Origin of the sequence: Nocardioides sp. 503, from assembly GCF_004522095.1 — a bacterium.
Lineage (GTDB): Bacteria > Actinomycetota > Actinomycetes > Propionibacteriales > Nocardioidaceae > Nocardioides.
In genome coordinates this window covers 17,384-33,761 of sequence record NZ_SPUI01000008.1, presented here as the reverse complement: position 1 = coordinate 33,761, position 16,378 = coordinate 17,384, and the positions used below count along the sequence as shown (strand labels likewise).

14 protein-coding genes and 1 tRNA gene are annotated in these 16,378 nt (G+C 71.8%); 2 read left to right on the top strand and 13 right to left on the bottom strand.

What is annotated here, in order from left to right; all coding sequences use genetic code 11:
• Positions 1-16: 16 nt before the first annotated feature.
• The 12 genes from E4622_RS19415 to E4622_RS19365 all read right to left on the bottom strand — a co-directional run bounded on the left by E4622_RS19415 (position 17) and on the right by E4622_RS19365 (position 7,574).
• A tRNA-Ala gene (locus E4622_RS19415) sits at positions 17-89 on the bottom strand.
• Positions 90-161: 72 nt separating this feature from the next.
• A complete protein-coding gene (locus E4622_RS19410) occupies positions 162-782 on the bottom strand; it encodes a histidine phosphatase family protein (protein ID WP_209022020.1) in 621 nt (206 codons plus the stop codon).
• Complete coding sequence (gene rsfS, locus E4622_RS19405) at positions 775-1,167, bottom strand: ribosome silencing factor (RefSeq protein WP_134741794.1); 393 nt, start codon at positions 1,165-1,167, stop codon at positions 775-777. The genes E4622_RS19410 and rsfS overlap by 8 nt, the downstream gene beginning before the upstream one ends.
• Positions 1,164-1,799 (bottom strand): nicotinate-nucleotide adenylyltransferase, encoded by a 636-nt coding sequence (nadD, locus tag E4622_RS19400; RefSeq protein WP_134741793.1) that lies wholly within the window; start codon positions 1,797-1,799, stop codon positions 1,164-1,166. The genes rsfS and nadD overlap by 4 nt, the downstream gene beginning before the upstream one ends.
• A 25-nt stretch (positions 1,800-1,824) precedes the next feature.
• On the bottom strand, positions 1,825-1,983 hold the full coding sequence (locus E4622_RS22920) for a hypothetical protein (protein WP_167736160.1): 159 nt from the start codon (positions 1,981-1,983) through the stop codon (positions 1,825-1,827).
• Positions 1,984-2,004: 21 nt separating this feature from the next.
• Complete coding sequence (locus E4622_RS19395; RefSeq protein ID WP_134741792.1) at positions 2,005-2,463, bottom strand: hypothetical protein; 459 nt, start codon at positions 2,461-2,463, stop codon at positions 2,005-2,007.
• Positions 2,460-3,089, bottom strand: a complete 630-nt coding sequence (locus E4622_RS19390) for a CDP-alcohol phosphatidyltransferase family protein (RefSeq protein WP_134741791.1) — start codon at positions 3,087-3,089, stop codon at positions 2,460-2,462. The genes E4622_RS19395 and E4622_RS19390 overlap by 4 nt, the downstream gene beginning before the upstream one ends.
• Positions 3,090-3,120: 31 nt before the next feature.
• A complete protein-coding gene (locus E4622_RS19385) occupies positions 3,121-4,371 on the bottom strand; it encodes a glutamate-5-semialdehyde dehydrogenase (protein ID WP_134741790.1) in 1,251 nt (416 codons plus the stop codon).
• Positions 4,372-4,520: 149 nt separating this feature from the next.
• Complete coding sequence (locus tag E4622_RS19380) at positions 4,521-5,474, bottom strand: electron transfer flavoprotein subunit alpha/FixB family protein (protein ID WP_134741789.1); 954 nt, start codon at positions 5,472-5,474, stop codon at positions 4,521-4,523.
• 15 nt (positions 5,475-5,489) lie between these two features.
• Positions 5,490-6,278: an electron transfer flavoprotein subunit beta/FixA family protein gene (locus tag E4622_RS19375; protein ID WP_245156116.1), complete on the bottom strand. Its 789-nt coding sequence runs from the start codon at positions 6,276-6,278 to the stop codon at positions 5,490-5,492.
• Positions 6,279-6,469: 191 nt separating this feature from the next.
• On the bottom strand, positions 6,470-6,790 hold the full coding sequence (locus tag E4622_RS19370) for a hypothetical protein (protein WP_134741787.1): 321 nt from the start codon (positions 6,788-6,790) through the stop codon (positions 6,470-6,472).
• Positions 6,791-6,794: 4 nt separating this feature from the next.
• Complete coding sequence (locus tag E4622_RS19365) at positions 6,795-7,574, bottom strand: enoyl-CoA hydratase-related protein (RefSeq protein ID WP_134741786.1); 780 nt, start codon at positions 7,572-7,574, stop codon at positions 6,795-6,797.
• A gap of 129 nt (positions 7,575-7,703) precedes the next feature.
• Between E4622_RS19365 and glgX the strand changes: the two genes are divergently transcribed.
• Positions 7,704-9,857, top strand: coding sequence for a glycogen debranching protein GlgX (glgX, locus tag E4622_RS19360; protein ID WP_134741785.1), 2,154 nt, complete (start codon positions 7,704-7,706; stop codon positions 9,855-9,857).
• Positions 9,858-10,189: 332 nt separating this feature from the next.
• Here glgX and glgP read toward each other — a convergent pair whose 3' ends face one another.
• The gene (gene glgP / locus E4622_RS19355; protein ID WP_134741784.1) at positions 10,190-12,784 is read right to left on the bottom strand and encodes an alpha-glucan family phosphorylase; all 2,595 of its coding nucleotides are present in this window, start codon (positions 12,782-12,784) and stop codon (positions 10,190-10,192) included.
• A 127-nt stretch (positions 12,785-12,911) separates the two neighbouring features.
• On the opposite strand from glgP, the gene E4622_RS19350 reads away from it, so the two are divergent.
• On the top strand, positions 12,912-16,355 hold the full coding sequence (locus tag E4622_RS19350) for a M36 family metallopeptidase (protein WP_134741783.1): 3,444 nt from the start codon (positions 12,912-12,914) through the stop codon (positions 16,353-16,355).
• The last annotated feature ends 23 nt before the right edge of the window (positions 16,356-16,378 follow it).

The window sequence follows — 16,378 nt, the reverse complement described above, 5'->3', positions numbered from 1 at the left end:
GGAGGAGATCGTCCGGTGGAGCTGAGGGGACTCGAACCCCTGACCCTCTGCATGCCATGCAGATGCGCTACCAGCTGCGCCACAGCCCCGAACCGCTGCCCCGTGCTTCAGGCAACTCGCGGAATACTAGCCAACCCCGCACCCGAGAGGAAAATCGGGGGTCACCCCGTGCGGTTGTAGGCGCCCAGGCGCAGGCCGCCGTCGTGGGGGTGCTCCTCCAGGACCACCCAGCCGCAGTTGGCCAGCCCGCGCAGCGTGTGGAACTGCTCGTCGGGCCAGCCGAGCATCGCACCGGTCGCGACCCGGATCGCCGCGCCGTGGGACACGGCGACGCCGGTCTCGCCCGGACCGAGCGCGGCGAGCAGCTCGTGCAGGACCGCGCTCATCCGGCGGCGTACGACGTCGGTCGGCTCGGCGCCGGGCGCGGCGTCGTAGCGGCCGCTGCGGAACTCCGTGAAGCCCTCGGGGTCCAGGGCGGCGTACTCCTCGTGCGTGAGGCCCTGGCGCTCCCCCAGGTGGAACTCCCGCAGGCGCTCGTCGTACGTCGCCGTCAGGCCGGTCGCGTCCGCGACGGCGTCCGCGGTGACGCGGGCGCGCAGCAGGTCCGAGGACCACAGCAGGCGGGGGCCGAGCTTCGCGACCACCGCGGCGGCCGCCGTGGCCTGCGCGCGACCCACGTCGTCGAGCTCGACGTCGGTCTGGCCCTGGACGCGCAGGGCGTGGTTCCAGGCGGTGCGGCCGTGGCGGAGCAGGACGAGGGTGCGGGAGGCGCTCTCAGGCACCGGCGGGCGGGGCGGGAGGGCCCAGGACGTCGGCAGGCAGCTCGATGGCCGGGCAGTCGCGCCAGAGCCGCTCGAGGGCGTAGAACTGGCGCTCCTCCTCGTGCTGCACGTGGACCACGATCTCGCCGTAGTCGAGCAGCACCCAGCGTCCCTCGCGGTGGCCCTCGCGGCGGATCGGCTTGGCGCCGGCCTCGCGCAGCTTGTCCTCCACCTCGTCGACGATCGACTTGACCTGGCGGTCGTTGGAGCCCGAGGCGATCACGAACGCGTCGGTGATGGCGAGCTGTTCGCTGACGTCGAAGGCGACGATCTGCGTGGCGAGCTTGTCGGAGGCCGCGCGGGCGGCGGCGACGACGAGCTCCACGGCGTGGTCGGTGGCAGTCATGAGTTGTCCGATGCTGTTGCGGGGGTTGCTGGGGGGTAGAGGCGGTGCTTCTGGATGTACTGCACCACACCGTCGGGCACGAGGTACCAGACGGGCTGCCCGCGGCGCTGGCGCTCACGGCAGTCGGTGGAGGAGATGGCCAGCGCCGGGATCTCCACCATGGTGACCCGGGCCGAGGGGATCGAGCCCAGCACGTCGGGGTCCATGTCGTAGCCGGGCCGGGTGCAGCCGACGAAGTGGGCCAGCGAGAAGAGCTCGTCGGCGTCACGCCAGCCGAAGATGTCGGTGAGCGCGTCGGCGCCGGTGATGAAGTAGAGGTCGGCGTCCGGCATCGCCGCGCTGAGGTCGCGCAGCGTGTCGATCGTGTACGTCGGTCCCTCGCGGTCGACGTCGACGCGCGAGACCGTGAACCCCGGGTTGGCGGCGGTCGCGATGACCGTCATCAGGTAGCGGTGCTCGGGGGTGGACACCTGGCGGTCGGACTTCTGCCACGGTCGGCCGGTCGGGACGAACACCACCTCGTCGAGGCCGAACCACGCCTGCACCTCGGCGGCGGCCACGAGGTGGCCGTGGTGGATGGGGTCGAACGTGCCACCCATGACGCCGACCCGGCGTCGTACGGCGTCCGTCATGGCCGGCACTCGTCGTGGGCCATGCTCAGCTGTGCTCGCGTCCTCCGCCGAAGCCGACCAGGGCACCGAGCATCCCCAGGAGGATGGCGATCGCGATCAGGCCCACCCACCACGGGTTGATGACCTGCTCGTGGTGCTCCTCGGCGGCCCGGCTCAGGGACAGCGTGATCTCGCTCAACGACATGGGGGCAGCCTATCGGGACGCTCACCCGAGCAGCGACTCGACTCCGGCGAGGACGACCCAGAAGCGCAGGCTGCGCCCCACGAAGATGGTGGGCAGGAAGACGTACATCCGCATCTTCAGCGCCCCGGCCACCGCAGCCATGACCAGCAGAGGCGGCACCCCCGCGAACGACGAGACCAGCATGATCGTGCCGCCGAACCACGGCCGCCCGTCGATGCGCTGCTGCCACCGCTGGTAGCTCGCGCTCACCTTGGGTCCCGAGAGCCGCTTCTGCACCCACTCGGTGTCGAAGCTGCGGCGGGTCAGCTCGTACCAGACGATCTTGCCGACGGTCTGGCCCCCGCCCGCGACGGCGGCGAGCGCCAGCGCGTGCCCGTCGCCGACCGTGGCCGCCGTCCCGCCGAGGATGACCTCCATGTTGATCAGCGGGAACAGCGCGGAGGCGATGCTGACGCCGAAGGTCCAGAGGTAGAGGCTCATGCCGGGAGGCGCTCCGGCACCGGCAGCCCCAGCTGGAAGAGCCACCGGAGGGAGACGCACTTGAGCACGACCAGCGCCAGGGCGATGCTCAGCCCGACCGCGAACGCGACGTCGACGTTCCAGTCGCGCAGCACGAGGAGCAGGACGGCGAAGAGCGAGGAGTTGACCGCCTTGGCCGGCTTCGACCAGTTCCACACGTAGATGCGGCGATCGACGACGTAGAAGTAGTTGGGGCTGCGGATGGGCCAGGCGAGGAAGGCCAGCGACAGGAACATGTCGATGACCATGAAGTTGAAGAGGTAGACCGCCACCGGCAGCGCCAGGTCCGGCTCGATCCAGACCAGGCCGATGTAGAAGCCCGCGCAGTTGATGCGGTCGCACATGATGTCGATGACCCCGCCGATGCGGGTCTCGCAGTCGCGCAGCCGGGCGTAGCCGCCGTCGGCCATGTCCCCGACCCAGTAGACGGCCAGGCCGATGACGAGCATCGTGAGGTCCTCGTCCCTCGCGGCGGCGAGGCAGAGACCCAGGGAGACGAGGGTCCGGACGAAGGTGATGACCGTGGCGCCCGTGAACAACCTCTCGGCTGCCGGATCGGCGTACACGGACGCGTCGGTCGCGGGCATGCGGGAAACGCTATCGCGCCGAGGGTCCGAGTCAGCGCACGTGGCCGTCCCCGGTGACGACGTACTTGGTCGAGGTCATCTCCGGCAGGCCCATCGGACCGCGCGCGTGGAGCTTCTGCGTGCTGATCCCGATCTCCGCGCCGAAGCCGAGCTCGCCGCCGTCGGTGAACCTCGTCGAGGCGTTGACCAGCACGGCGGCGGAGTCGACCGCGGCGACGAAGCGGCGGGCCGCGGTCTGGTCCTCGGTCACGATCGCGTCGCTGTGCTGGCTGGAGAAGCGCCGGATGTGGGCGAGCGCCGCGTCGAGGTCGGGTACGACGGCGGCGGAGATGTCCAGCGAGAGGTACTCCTGCCCGTGGTCCTCGTCGGTCGCCGCCAGGACGCCGTCCAGCGCCTGGAAGGACGGGTCGCCGTGCACGGTCACCCCGGCCTCCTGCAGGGCGGCCGTGACCCGCGGCAGGAACTCCTCGGCCACGTCGGCGTGCACCAGCAGCGACTCGGCCGCGTTGCACACGCTGGTGCGATGGGTCTTGGCGTTGAGCACGATCGCCAGCGCCTTGTCCAGGTCGGCGGCGCGGTCGACGTAGACGTGGCAGTTGCCGACGCCGGTCTCGATGACGGGCACGGTCGACTCCTCGACGACCGAGCGGATGAGACCCGCGCCGCCGCGTGGGATCAGCACGTCGACGTACCCACGGGCGCGCATGAGCGCCTTGACGCTGTCGCGCGTGTCGCCCGGGACCAGCTGGACGGCGTCCGCGTCCAGGCCGGCCGCCTCGGCTGCGTCGCGCAGCACCGCCACGATGGCGGCGTTGCTCGAGCGGGCGCTCGAGCTGCCGCGCAGCAGGACGGCGTTGCCGGACTTGAGGCAGATGCCGGCCGCGTCGGCCGTGACGTTGGGGCGCGCCTCGTAGATCATCCCGACCACGCCGAACGGCACCCGCACCTGCCGCAGCTCCAGGCCGTTGGCCAGGGTGCTCCCCCGCACCACCTCGCCCACCGGGTCCGGCAGCCCGGCGACGTCGCGCAGGCCCTGCGCCATGCCGTCGAGCCGCTCCGGCGTGAGCCGCAGCCGGTCGACGATGTTGGCCGGCGTCCCGTCGGCCTCCGCGCGCTCGACGTCCTCGGCGTTGGCCGCGAGGATCTCCTCGCCCCGCGCCAGGAGGGCGTCGGCCATGGCGTGCAGGGCGCGGTCCTTGTCGGCCCGCGTCGCCTGGGCCAACGCGTAGCTGGCCTCCCGTGCGCGCGCGGCGACGGCCAGGACGTCCTGCTCGGTGCTCATGGCCCCAGGGTAGTGATCCCGCGCTCCCCGGTGGTCGAGGTGCGAGTGAGGCGAGACTCGACACCGCCCGGCTCAACCACGGACAGCCGAAATGACCGCTGACCCGCCAGCAGGTGACGGGTCAGCGGGTGGAGCGGCGGTGCGAGCGGTCAGCTCTTGCGCTCGTTGATCTTCTCGGTCGCGGCGGGCAGGACCGAGTGCAGGTCACCCACGACGCCGAAGTCGACCAGCTCGAAGATCGGGGCCTCGTCGTCCTTGTTGACGGCCACGATGGTCTTCGAGGTCTGCATGCCGGCGCGGTGCTGGATGGCGCCGGAGATGCCGTTGGCGACGTAGAGCTGCGGGGAGACGGTCTTGCCGGTCTGGCCCACCTGGAAGGTGTGCGGCATCCAGCCCGAGTCGACCGCGGCGCGCGAGGCACCCACCGCCGCGCCGAGCGCGTCGGCGAGACCCTCGATCGGCTCGAAGTTGCCACCGGTGCCACGGCCACCGGAGACCACGATCGCGGCCTCGGTGAGCTCGGGGCGACCCGAGGCCTTGCGCGGCTGCTGGGCCACGATCTGGGCGGTCTTCGCACCGTCGGAGATGGTCGCGGCGAACTCCTCGACCACCCCGGCGCCGGCCTCCTCGACCGGGGCGGTCGAGTTGGGCTTGACCGTGATGATCGGGGTGCCCTTGGTGACCTTCGCCTTGACCGTGTAGTTGCCGGCGAAGACGGACTGCGTCGTGACCGGCCCCTCCTCGACGTCGACGGCGTCGGTGATCAGGCCGGACTCGATCTTGATGGCCAAGCGGGCGGCGACCTCCTTGCCCTCGTAGCCGGAGACGAAGAGCACCGCGGCCGGCGACGCCTTCTCCACCAGCTGCTGGAGCGCCTCGGCCTTGGGGGCCACGAGGTAGCCCTTGATCTCGGCGTCGTCGACGACGTAGATCTTCTCGGCGCCGAACGCCTTGAGCTTCTCCGCGACCTCGCCGGCCTTGTCGGAGCCGCCGAAGAACACGGCGGCGGGCTCGCCGAGGCGCTTGGCCAGGGCCAGCAGCTCGAGCGTGGGCTTGCGGATCGCGCCGTCGACGTGGTCGACGACAACCAGGACCTCAGACATGTTGGCTCCCCGTCCTCAGATGAACTTCTTGGAGGCGAGGAAGTCGGTCAGCGCACCGGCGCCGGACCCGTCCTCGTCCTTGACGATCTCGCCGGCCGTGCGCGGCGGGCGCTCCGTGGTGTCCTCCACCTCGGACCAGGCGACCGACAGGCCGACCTCGCCGGCGTCGACGCCCAGGTCGCTCAGCGACCAGGTGTCGAGCGGCTTCTTCTTGGCGGCCATGATCCCCTTGAACGACGGGTAGCGGGCCTCGCCGGTCTGGTCGGTGACCGAGAGGACCAGCGGCATGGTGCCGCCGATGACCTCGGTGGCCGTGTCGCCGTCGCGCTTGATGCGGACCTGGTCGCCCTGGGTCTCGATCACCGAGGCGAACGTGACCTGGGGCAGGCCCAGCCGCTCGGCGAGCATCGCCGGGACGACGCTGCCCGACGCGTCGGTGCTGGCCATCCCGCAGACCACGAGGTCGGCCTGGCCCTTGTCCTGGTTGATCTTCTCGATCGCCTTGGCCAGGACCAGCGACGTGGCGATGTAGTCGGAGCCGGCGATCGCGTCGTCGGTGATGTGCACCCCCTCGTCGGCGCCCATCTGGAGGGCCTTGCGCACGGCGTCGACGGCCTTCGCGGGACCGACGGTGAGCGCGATCACCTTGGTCTCCTCCGGGCTGCCGGACTTCTCCTTGATCTGGAGGGCCTGCTCGACGGCGTACTCGTCGAGCTCCGAGAGGAGCCCGTCGACGCCGACGCGGTCCACGGTGTTGTCCGACTCGAACCGGCGGTCACCGGTCGCGTCGGGGACGTGCTTCACACAGACGACAATGTTCATGGTGGTGTGGCCGGGACGGCCCCTCCTGATGCACTCGTGAGGTCAAGGTGTGGCCTGACTGCCAGGACTGCTGGCTTGGGCAGGCTACCGCCGAGTCACAAGCGGGCGGAACAGCGGTCCGCGGTCGACTACGTCACACGGTGCGATGGGTCACCCACCGCTGCGGACGTGGGTCAGGGACGCACCAGACGGTCGACCACGCGCCCGACGACGAGGTAGACGACGGCGCCGATGCCGTAGTTGAACAGCGCGGTGGTGGTCTCGCCGTTCTCCCCGGTGAAGCGCTTGATCGGGTTGTCGAGGTCGAAGACGCCCAGGTCGACGGCGTCGGCGAGGTCCAGGACGAGCTCGACCAGCGGGTTGCTCCGCTCCGCGTCGAGCGCGATCAGCAGCGCGGCGGCGGCGAGCACCGAGGCCGCGAGCACGAACAGCGCCCACAGCAGCCGCGCCGCCGTGACCCGCATCCTGGCGCCGCTCGTCCTGCCCTCAGCCATGTCGCTACCGCCCCTTGAACTCAGCCTTGCCCGGTCCGTTGGTGACGAAGGATTGCATACCGGTCGTGCGGTCCTCGGTGGCGAACAGCCCTGTGAACTGGATGCGCTCGATCTCCAGGCCGGTGGCCAGATCGACCTCGAGGCCCCGGTCGATGCTCTCCTTGGCGGCGCGCAGGGCCAGCGCGGCGGCCCCGGAGAACTGCCCGGCCCAGGCGACCGCCTCGTCGTAGACGGAGACCGCGGGGACCAGCCGGTCCACCAGCCCGATGGCGAGCGCCTCGTCGGCCTTGACGAACCGGCCGGTGAAGATCAGGTCCTTGGCGCGGCTCGGGCCGACCAGCCGGCTGAGGCGCTGGGTGCCGCCGGCGCCGGGGATGATGCCGAGCAGCACCTCCGGCTGGCCCAGGGTGGCGTCGTCGGCCGCGATCCGGAAGTCCGCGGCCAGCGCGAGCTCGCAGCCGCCGCCGAGGGCGTAGCCGTTGATGGCTGCCACGACCGGCTTCGGGATCGCCGCGACGGCGTTGACGGCCGACTGGATCGAGCCCGAGATCCGCATCATGTCAGCCGAGGAGAGCTCGGCCATCTCCTTGACGTCGTTGCCGGCCGCGAAGACCCGCTCCCCGCCGTGGACGACGACGGCCCTGACGTCGTCGCGGTCGGTCGCCTCCTGGGCGGCGGCGCGCAGCTCGGTCTGGACCTGGATGCTGATGGCGTTCATCTTCGGCCGGTCCAGCCGGATCGTGCCCACACCGTCGGCGACCTCGAGCGTCACGAACTCAGACATCTGGCAACTCCCATCTGACGACTCCTTGTGTCGGTGGTCCTCGCTCCGTCGAAGGAGCGTGACCCGAGCCTGCCATCCGGAGCCGGGTTCCGGGGACCCGGGACCGAGCCATGGGCCACAATGGATCGAGTGACTCCTGGCCTGTGGCGCAACCTCGGTGACCGTGCGCCCGTCTGGCCGGGGCGCCACTACCCGCTCGGGGCGACCTGGTCCCCCGAGTCCACCAACTTCGCCGTGCACGCGCCCCGCGCCGAGGCCGTCTGGGTCTGCGTCTTCGACGACGAGGGCGGCGAGCGCCGCCACCAGCTCACCGAGCAGTCCCTCGGCATCTGGCACGGGGCGGTCCCCGGGATCGGCGTCGGCACCCTCTACGGCTACCGGGTCGACGGCCCGTGGGAGCCCGCGGCCGGGCTCCGGTTCAACGTCGAGAAGCTGCTGCTCGACCCATTCGCCCGGGCGGTGAGCGGCGGGCTGACCCTGGACCCGGCGATCTACGGCTTCACCCTGGACGCCGACGGGGTCCAGCAGCGCAGCGCCGCCGACTCCGCGCCGTACGTGCCGCGCAGTGTGGTGGTCGTCGACGACTTCGACTGGGGCGACGACGCCGCGCCGCGGCACCGGTGGCGGGAGACGGTCATCTACGAGGCGCACGTCGTCGGCATGACGCGCCTGCACGACCGGGTGCCGCGCGAGCTGCGCGGGACCTACGCCGGCCTCGGCTCCCCCGCGGTCGTCGACTACCTGCGCGACCTCGGCGTCACCGCGATCGAGCTGCTGCCGGTCCACCAGCACGTGCCCGAGCCCGCGCTGCTCCAGCGGGGGCTCACCAACTACTGGGGCTACAACTCCCTCGGCTACTTCGCCCCCCACGGCGCCTACGCCGCGGCCGGCGACCGGGGCCAGCAGGTCACGGAGTTCAAGGAGATGGTGCGCTCCTTCCACGCCGCCGGCCTCGAGGTCATCCTCGACGTCGTCTACAACCACACCGCCGAGGCCGGCCCGGACGGTCCGACGCTGTCCTTCCGGGGCTTCGACGACGCCGTCTACACCCGTGTCGGCCCGCGGCCGGGTGCTCCGACGGACGACTCCTACTGGGACGTGACCGGGTGCGGCAACACCGTGGACGCGGCCTACCCGTTCGCCCTGCGGATGATCCTCGACTCGCTGCGCTACTGGGTCACCGAGATGCACGTCGACGGCTTCCGCTTCGACCTGCTCTCCGCGCTGACCCGGGTCGACCACGAGGTCGACATGGGCTGCCACCTGCTCACCGCCATCGGCCAGGACCCCGTGCTGCGGCACGTGAAGCTGATCGCCGAGCCGTGGGACGCCTCGATGGACGGCTACGCGGTCGGCAAGTGCCCGCCGCCGTGGGTGGAGTGGAACGACCAGTACCGCGACGAGATCCGTGACTTCTGGCGCGGCCGGTCCTCCGGGATCCGCACCGTGGCGACGCGCCTGGCCGGCTCCTCGGACCTGTACGCCGACGACGGACGGTCGGCGTACGCGTCGGTGAACTTCGTGACCGCCCACGACGGCTTCACGGTCCGTGACCTGGTGACCTACGAGCGCAAGCGCAACGAGGCCAACGGCGAGTCCAACCGTGACGGCACCGACAACAACCGGTCGTGGAACCACGGCGTCGAGGGCGAGACCGACGACGAGGAGGTCCGCGCGCTGCGCCGGCGCCAGGCGGCCAACCTGATGGCCACGCTGTGCCTGTCCACGGGCGTCCCGATGATCACCGCCGGCGACGAGCGGGGCCGGACGCAGGGCGGCAACAACAACGCCTACTGCCACGACGACGAGACCTCCTGGATCGACTGGCGCCCCGACGACGCGTGGCTGGACGTCTACGAGGTCACCAAGACCGCCCTGCGCCTCCGACGCGACCACCCGGCGCTGCGGCAACGGCACTGGCTGGCGGGGCGGCCGGCCATCCACGGGGGCCCCAAGGACCTCGCCTGGCTGCACCCGTCCGGTCGCGAGATGACGTCCGAGGACTGGCACGACCCCGGCATGACCGCGGTCGGCATGTTCGTCTCCGGCGCCCCGCTCCGCTCCCCCGGCCCCCGTGGCGAGCAGCAGGTGGACGACTCGTTCATGCTGTGGTTCAACTCCGGCGCCGAGCCCGTCGCCCTGACCTTCCCCGAGAACGACTGGGTGCAGCGCGGCGAGGTCGCCCTCACCACCGACCCCGACCTCGAGCAGGGCACCCCCGTCAAGGCCGGCGACGCCCTCACGCTGGGCGCCCGCTCGGTGCTGGTCCTCCGCGGCACGTAAGCGCGGCCCCGGTGGTTGAGGTGGGACGAAGCCCCGTCTCAACGACCGCTGTTGGTCGAGCAGCGAGGAGCGCCAGCGACGAGCGCCCGTCGAGACCCCCGCACCTCTGGCTGCTTCCTCGGGGACTCTGGGGCGCCGCGCGAAGCGCGGCACCCCCTGTGGGGGCTGGCGTGGCTGGTGGTGTGTCTACCTGCCCTCAGCGTCGGCAGTTGGTCACCACATCGGGCCGGGCGAGCGTGCGGGTGTGTCGAGACGGGACTCCGTCATTCCCCAACCACTGATGGTGCGGTGTCGAGAAGGGGCTCGTCCCGTCCCTGCAACCGGACCAGCGGCTAGGCCATGGTGACGACGCCGAGCTCGGCGTCGGAGGCCAGGAGGGCGTTGCGCGGGATCACGCGGACGGTGTAGCCGAAGGAGCCGCTGTGGTCGAGGGTGACGGCGCCGTCGAAGCGGTAGCGGCCGCCGTCGTAGGTCTCCGCGACGGCCAGGGGCTCGATGACGGTGTCGGTGAGCCGATCGTCGGCGTCGGTCCGGCCGTGGACCAGCTGGACCGCGACGTCGTCCGGGGAGAGCTCGCCGAGGGAGACGAAGGCGCGCACGTCCAGGTGGGCGCCGACCTCGGGGGCGTCGCCGACGCCGCTGCTCTCGACGTACTCCACGCGCACGTCGGCCCAGCCGGCCTTGACCCGCTGCTTCCAGGCCGCGAGGTCGCGGGCGCCCTCGTAGTCGGAGTTGAGCAGGCGCGCGTTGGTGGCGGCCGGGGTGTAGAGCTGCTTGGTGTAGTCGCGGACCATGCGGGTCGCGAGCACCTTGGACCCGAGCGACTTCAGCGTGTGGCGCAGCATCTCGACCCACCGGGTCGGGACGCCGTCGGCGTCGACGTCGTAGAAGCGGGGGGCGACCTCGTTCTCGAGCAGCTCGTAGAGCGCCGTGGCCTCGAGGTCGTCGCGGCGGTCGGGGTCGTCCAGGCCGTCGGCCGAGGGGATCGCCCAGCCGTTCTCGCCGTCGTACCACTCGTCCCACCACCCGTCGAGGATCGACAGGTTGAGGCCGCCGTTGAGCGCGGCCTTCATGCCGGAGGTGCCGCAGGCCTCGTAGGGGCGCAGCGGGTTGTTGAGCCACACGTCGCAGCCGGGGTAGAGCGGCTGCGCCATGGCGATGTCGTAGTTGGGCAGGAAGACGATCCGGTGGCGCACCTCCGGGTCGTCGGCGAAGCGCACCATCTCCTGGATGAGCTTCTTGCCGCCGTCGTCGGCGGGGTGCGACTTGCCGGCGATGACCAGCTGGATCGGCCGCTCGGGGTCGAGCAGCAGCCGCTTGAGGCGGGCCGGGTCGCGCAGCATCAGCGTGAGCCGCTTGTACGACGGCACGCGGCGCGCGAAGCCGATCGTCAGGACGTCGGGGTCCAGCGCGCTGTCGATCCACGCCAGCTCGGCCTTGGCCGAGCCGCGCTTCTCCCACGAGCGGCGCAGCCGCTTGCGGGCGTCGACGACGAGCCGCTCGCGCAGCCGGCGCTTGGTCGACCACACCTCCGCGGAGGGCACCTTGTCGACGGCGCTCCAGAACGCGTCGGTGTCGTCGGACTCGGAGTCGGCGCCCTGCGACTCGGCGAGCCCGATGACCTCGCGCGCCACCCAGGTCGGGGCGTGCACGCCGTTGGTGATCGAGCCGATCGGCACCTCGGCCTCGTCGAAGGCGGGCCAGAGGCCGTTGAACATGCCGCGGCTGACCTCGCCGTGCAGGATCGAGACGCCGTTGGCGCGCTGCGCGAGCCGGAAGCCCATGACGGCCATGTTGAACACCGACGCGTCGCCGCCGTCGTAGTCCTCGGTCCCGAGGGCCAGCACCTTCTCGATCGGGACGCCGGGCGTCGCGCCGCTCTCGCCGAAGTACTGCTCCACCAGCGTGCGCGGGAAGCGGTCGATGCCGGCGGGCACCGGCGTGTGGGTGGTGAACACGGTGGAGGCGCGGCTCACCTCGAGCGCGGTGGCGAAGTCCAGGCGGGGGCCGGACTCGGCGACGGTGAGCTCGCGGATCCGCTCGATGCCGAGGAAGCCGGCGTGGCCCTCGTTGGTGTGGAACACCTCGGGGACGGGGTGGCCGGTGATGCGGGAGAAGGCGCGCAGCGCCCGCACGCCACCGACGCCGAGGAGCATCTCCTGGCGCAGCCGGTGCTCGCTGTTGCCGCCGTAGAGACGGTCGGTGACGTCGACGTAGTGCTCGGGGTTGCCCTCGACGTCGGTGTCGAGCATCAGCAGCGGCACGCGGCCGACGCTCGCGACCCAGATGCGGGCGACGAGGTCGGGCCCGCCGGGCATGGCGATCGAGATGGTGGCGCGGCTCCCGTCGGCCTCGCGCAGCAGCGAGATCGGCAGGCCGTCGGGGTCGAGGAGCGGGTAGGTCTCCTGCTGCCAGCCCTCGCGCGAGAGCGACTGCTCGAAGTAGCCGTGGCGGTAGAGCAGGCCGACGCCCACGATGGGTACGCCGAGGTCGCTCGCGGCCTTGAGGTGGTCACCGGCGAGGATGCCGAGGCCGCCGGAGTACTGGGGCAGCACCGCGGTGATGCCGAACTCCGGCGAGAAGTAGCCGATGGCGGCGGGGCCGCGCTCGCCGTCGCCGGCCCGGGCCGCGACCCGCTGGTACCAGCGCTCGCCGGTGAGGTAGGACTCCAGGTCGCTCGCCGCGACCGCGAGGCGCTCGCGGAAGCCCTCGTCGGCCGCCAGCTCCTCCAGCCGGGTGCGGCCCACGGCGCCGAGCAGCCCGACCGGGTCGTGGCCCGTGGACTCCCACAGCGCGGGGTCCACCTCCTCGAAGACGTCCTGGGTCTCGGGGTGCCACGACCACCTCAGGTTGAGGGCGAGCACCCCCAGCGCCTCGAGGGCGGGAGGAAGGACGGGACGGACCGTGAATCGTCGAATGGCGCGCACCCGGAGGACGCTACCGCCGATTTGTGGAACGATCCAAAGAATCGGCAGAACCGGTCCCCGGACCGTTCAGGCGGGCGTTCCGGGCCGCGCCGCCATAACGATCCGCCGCGCCCGGCGTTGTCCGTCCATGACCGCCCTCTCCCGGAGCCGCCGCGCTGCCGCGGCCACCGTCGCCCTCGTGACCGTCACCCTGGTCCCGGGTCTCCTCCAGCTGCCCGCCGTCGCCGACGAGCCGGCTCCGGCGCAGGCGCGCCAGGCTCCCCTCTCCGGCCCGGACCTCGCGAAGGTCCGGACCCTGGGCGACGCGGTGGCCGGCAAGGACGACCTCGACGCCCGCGGCCGGGCCCTGCCGAGCGCCGTTCAGCGACGGGCCGTGGCCCGCCTCGGCGTCGCCGACGTGCGCTGGAACCGCTTCGGCACCCCGAGCTCGCTGCTGCCGGCCGACGGCGTCCTGGCCACCGCCGCCTCGTCCGACCCGGTCCAGGCGGCCCGCTCCTGGCTGAGCAGCAACGCGGCGGTCTTCGGGCTGACCCCCGCCAAGGTCTCCGCCCTCGAGGTCGTCGGCGAGCAGCGGCTCGCGCAGAGCGGCGCCCGCGCCGTGCTGTTCCGCCAGAAGTTCGGGAACCTCACCCCCGCCCTGGCCAGCATGGTCACCGTCGGCGTCTCGGGTCGCACGATCGCCTACGCCTCCTCGTCCCTGTCCCGCACCACCGGGACGCCGCCCGCGCCGACCCTCAGCCCGCTGCAGGGCTGGCTCAAGGCGGCGGCCGACGTGGGTCGCGCGGTCCCCGGCGGCGACGTCGGCGCCATCGTCGAGTCCGTCTCCGGTGGCTGGACCCGGCTGAAGGTGCCGGGCTTCGACCAGGAGCAGCTGGTGCGCCTGAGGGCCCTCGCGATGGCCGACGGCAGCGTCCGGCCGGTCCTCGAGTCGAACGTCGTCGACGCCGCCGGCATCCCCGCGCTGGGCTACACGCTGATGATCGACGCGGTGACCGGCAAGGTCCTCCACCGCGAGAACAAGGTCGAGAACAGCAGCGACTTCTTCCCGTTCACCGGGGCGATCACGGCCACGACGTGCGGCCCCAAGCACCCCTTCCAGCTCACCGACAACGCCACCCGGTCGGTCGTCGCGGTGGCCTCCACGGTCAACGCGGTCAACGACATCGAGGTGCGGATCTTCGGCCCCGGCGACGTGCTGCTCGCCACCGGCGACCTCGGCACCAGCCCCGAGACGGCGACGTACGCCGCCCCGCTGATCGCGGCCGGCACCTACTCGGTCCAGGTCTGCCCGTTCGCGGCCCCCACGGTCCCGTTCGTCGCTCCCGGCAACTACGCCGTCGCGGTGACCACCAGCGACCAGGGCGCGCCCGGTGCCGCTGACCTCACGGCCAACCCGCGGTGGCGCTTCTTCCCGTCCAACCCGGAGCTGAACTTCTCGGCGGGGCACACGCCGCGCAGCTCCGTGGTCGGCTGCTGGAACGCCGGCTCGGGCTGCACCCTGCGCACCGGCGCGCTGGCCAACGTCCAGGCGCTCGGTCCCTGGGACTTCCTCACCGCGAGCGGCACCTCGTCGCTGTCCACCGTCGGCAACAACGCCAACACCCACGAGGCGTGGGCGAGCCCCCTGACCCCGGGCGGCACCGAGCAGGCGCCGGTCTCGGCGACCCAGGACTACACCCAGGCCTTCACCGACCGCTGGAACAACAGCCGGTGCAACCCCGCCGAGCTGACGCCGGGCGGCAACGACATCAACGCCAGCGTCACCAACCTGTTCGTCGCCCACAACCGGATGCACGACTACTCCTACTACCTCGGCTTCGACGAGCGGAACTACAACCTGCAGCTCGACAACGCCGGGCGCGGTGGGGCCGAGAGCGACCCCGAGATCGGCAACGCCCAGGCCGGGGCCCTGACCGGCGGCCAGCCGTCCTACCTCGGTCGCGACAACGCCAACCAGATCGCGCTGCAGGATGGCGTGCCCGGCATCACCAACCAGTACCTCTTCCAGCCGATCGCGGGCTCGTTCTACGCCCCCTGCACCGACGGCGGGCTGGACATGGGGATCGTGGGACACGAGTACACCCACGCCATCAGCAACCGCATGGTCGGCGGCCCCGACGAGGGCCTCACCTCCGAGCAGGGCGGGGCCATGGGCGAGTCCTGGGGCGATCTGGTGGCCGCGGAGTACCAGTTCAGCCACGGCTACAGCAACGGCGGCAACATCTGGGCCGTCGGCGTCTACGCCACCGGCAACAAGCAGACCGCCATCCGCGACTACGCCATCAACCGCAACCCGCTCAACTACTCCGACTACGGCTTCGACACCACCGGCGTGGAGGTGCACGCCGACGGCGAGATCTGGAACGGCACGATGTGGGAGGTGCGCCAGGCGCTGGTGAAGAAGTGGAACAAGCGCTACCCGGTCACCAACAGGTCGCTGCAGCTGCGCTGCGCCCAGGGCACGCGTACGGCGAGCCCGCTGCCGGCCCAGGCGTGCCCCGGCAACCGGCGCTGGGTGCAGCTGATGTTCGACTCGTTCCTGCTCCAGCAGGGCGCGACCTCGATGCTGGACGCCCGCGACGCCATGATCGCCGCCGACCGCATGCGCTTCGGCGGCGCCAACAGCAAGGTGCTGTGGGACGCCTTCGCCCGGCGCGGCATGGGCCGGAAGGCCTCCACGCCCAACGCCGACTCCGGGGACCCGAAGCCGAGCTTCGCCTCCCCCAAGTCGCGCAACGGCAAGGTGACGCTGCGCAGCAAGAGCCCCGGCCGCTTCTACGTGGGCGACTACGAGGCCCGCGTCGCCCCGGTGGCCGACACCGTGCGCAAGACCGGGCTCCGCAACGTCGTCACGATGGCCCCCGGTCGCTACCGGATGCTCTTCGTCTCCGCCAGGCGCGGCTTCACGCGGTTCGTGCTGCGCGTGCGCCCGGGACGGACCACCTACCGGGTCAAGGACCGCGTCAACCTCGCCGCGCGGGCCGCGGGCGCCAAGGTGATCCGCTCCACCGCGGGCTCGCTCAACCCCGGCTCCCTCATCGACGGCACCGAGCTGACCAACTGGGGCGGGGTCACCGAGGGCAACGTCGACGCGACGCGGCCGTCCGTGACCGTCGACCTCGCCGGGCGGCGCGTGCAGACCCTGCGCCGCGTCGCGGTGAGCGCCTACCTCAACCCGTCGCCGCCCGACGGCTCCGAGCTCCCGCTCGCGGCCGACCCGGACTCCGGCTCGCGCTTCACGGCGCTGCGCCGGTTCGCGCTCGAGGCGTGCGTGCGTCGCTGCGGCACGACCAAGGCCCGCTGGAAGCGCTTCTACACCTCGAAGCCGAACGCGTTCCCCTCGCAGCGCCCGCGCCCGGTGGCGCCGACGCTCAACCTGCGCTCGTTCAAGGTGCGGCCCACGAGGGCGGCGGCCGTGCGGCTGGTGGTCCTGGAGAACCAGTGCACCGGCTACGCCGGGTACGCCGGCGAGCAGGACGCCGACCCGCTCAACGCCACGGACTGCAAGGCCGGCTCCGACCGCGGCACCATCGTCCACGCCGCGGAGCTGCAGGTGTTCGGCCGGCGATAGGGGTTCCGAGACGGTCGCTGCGC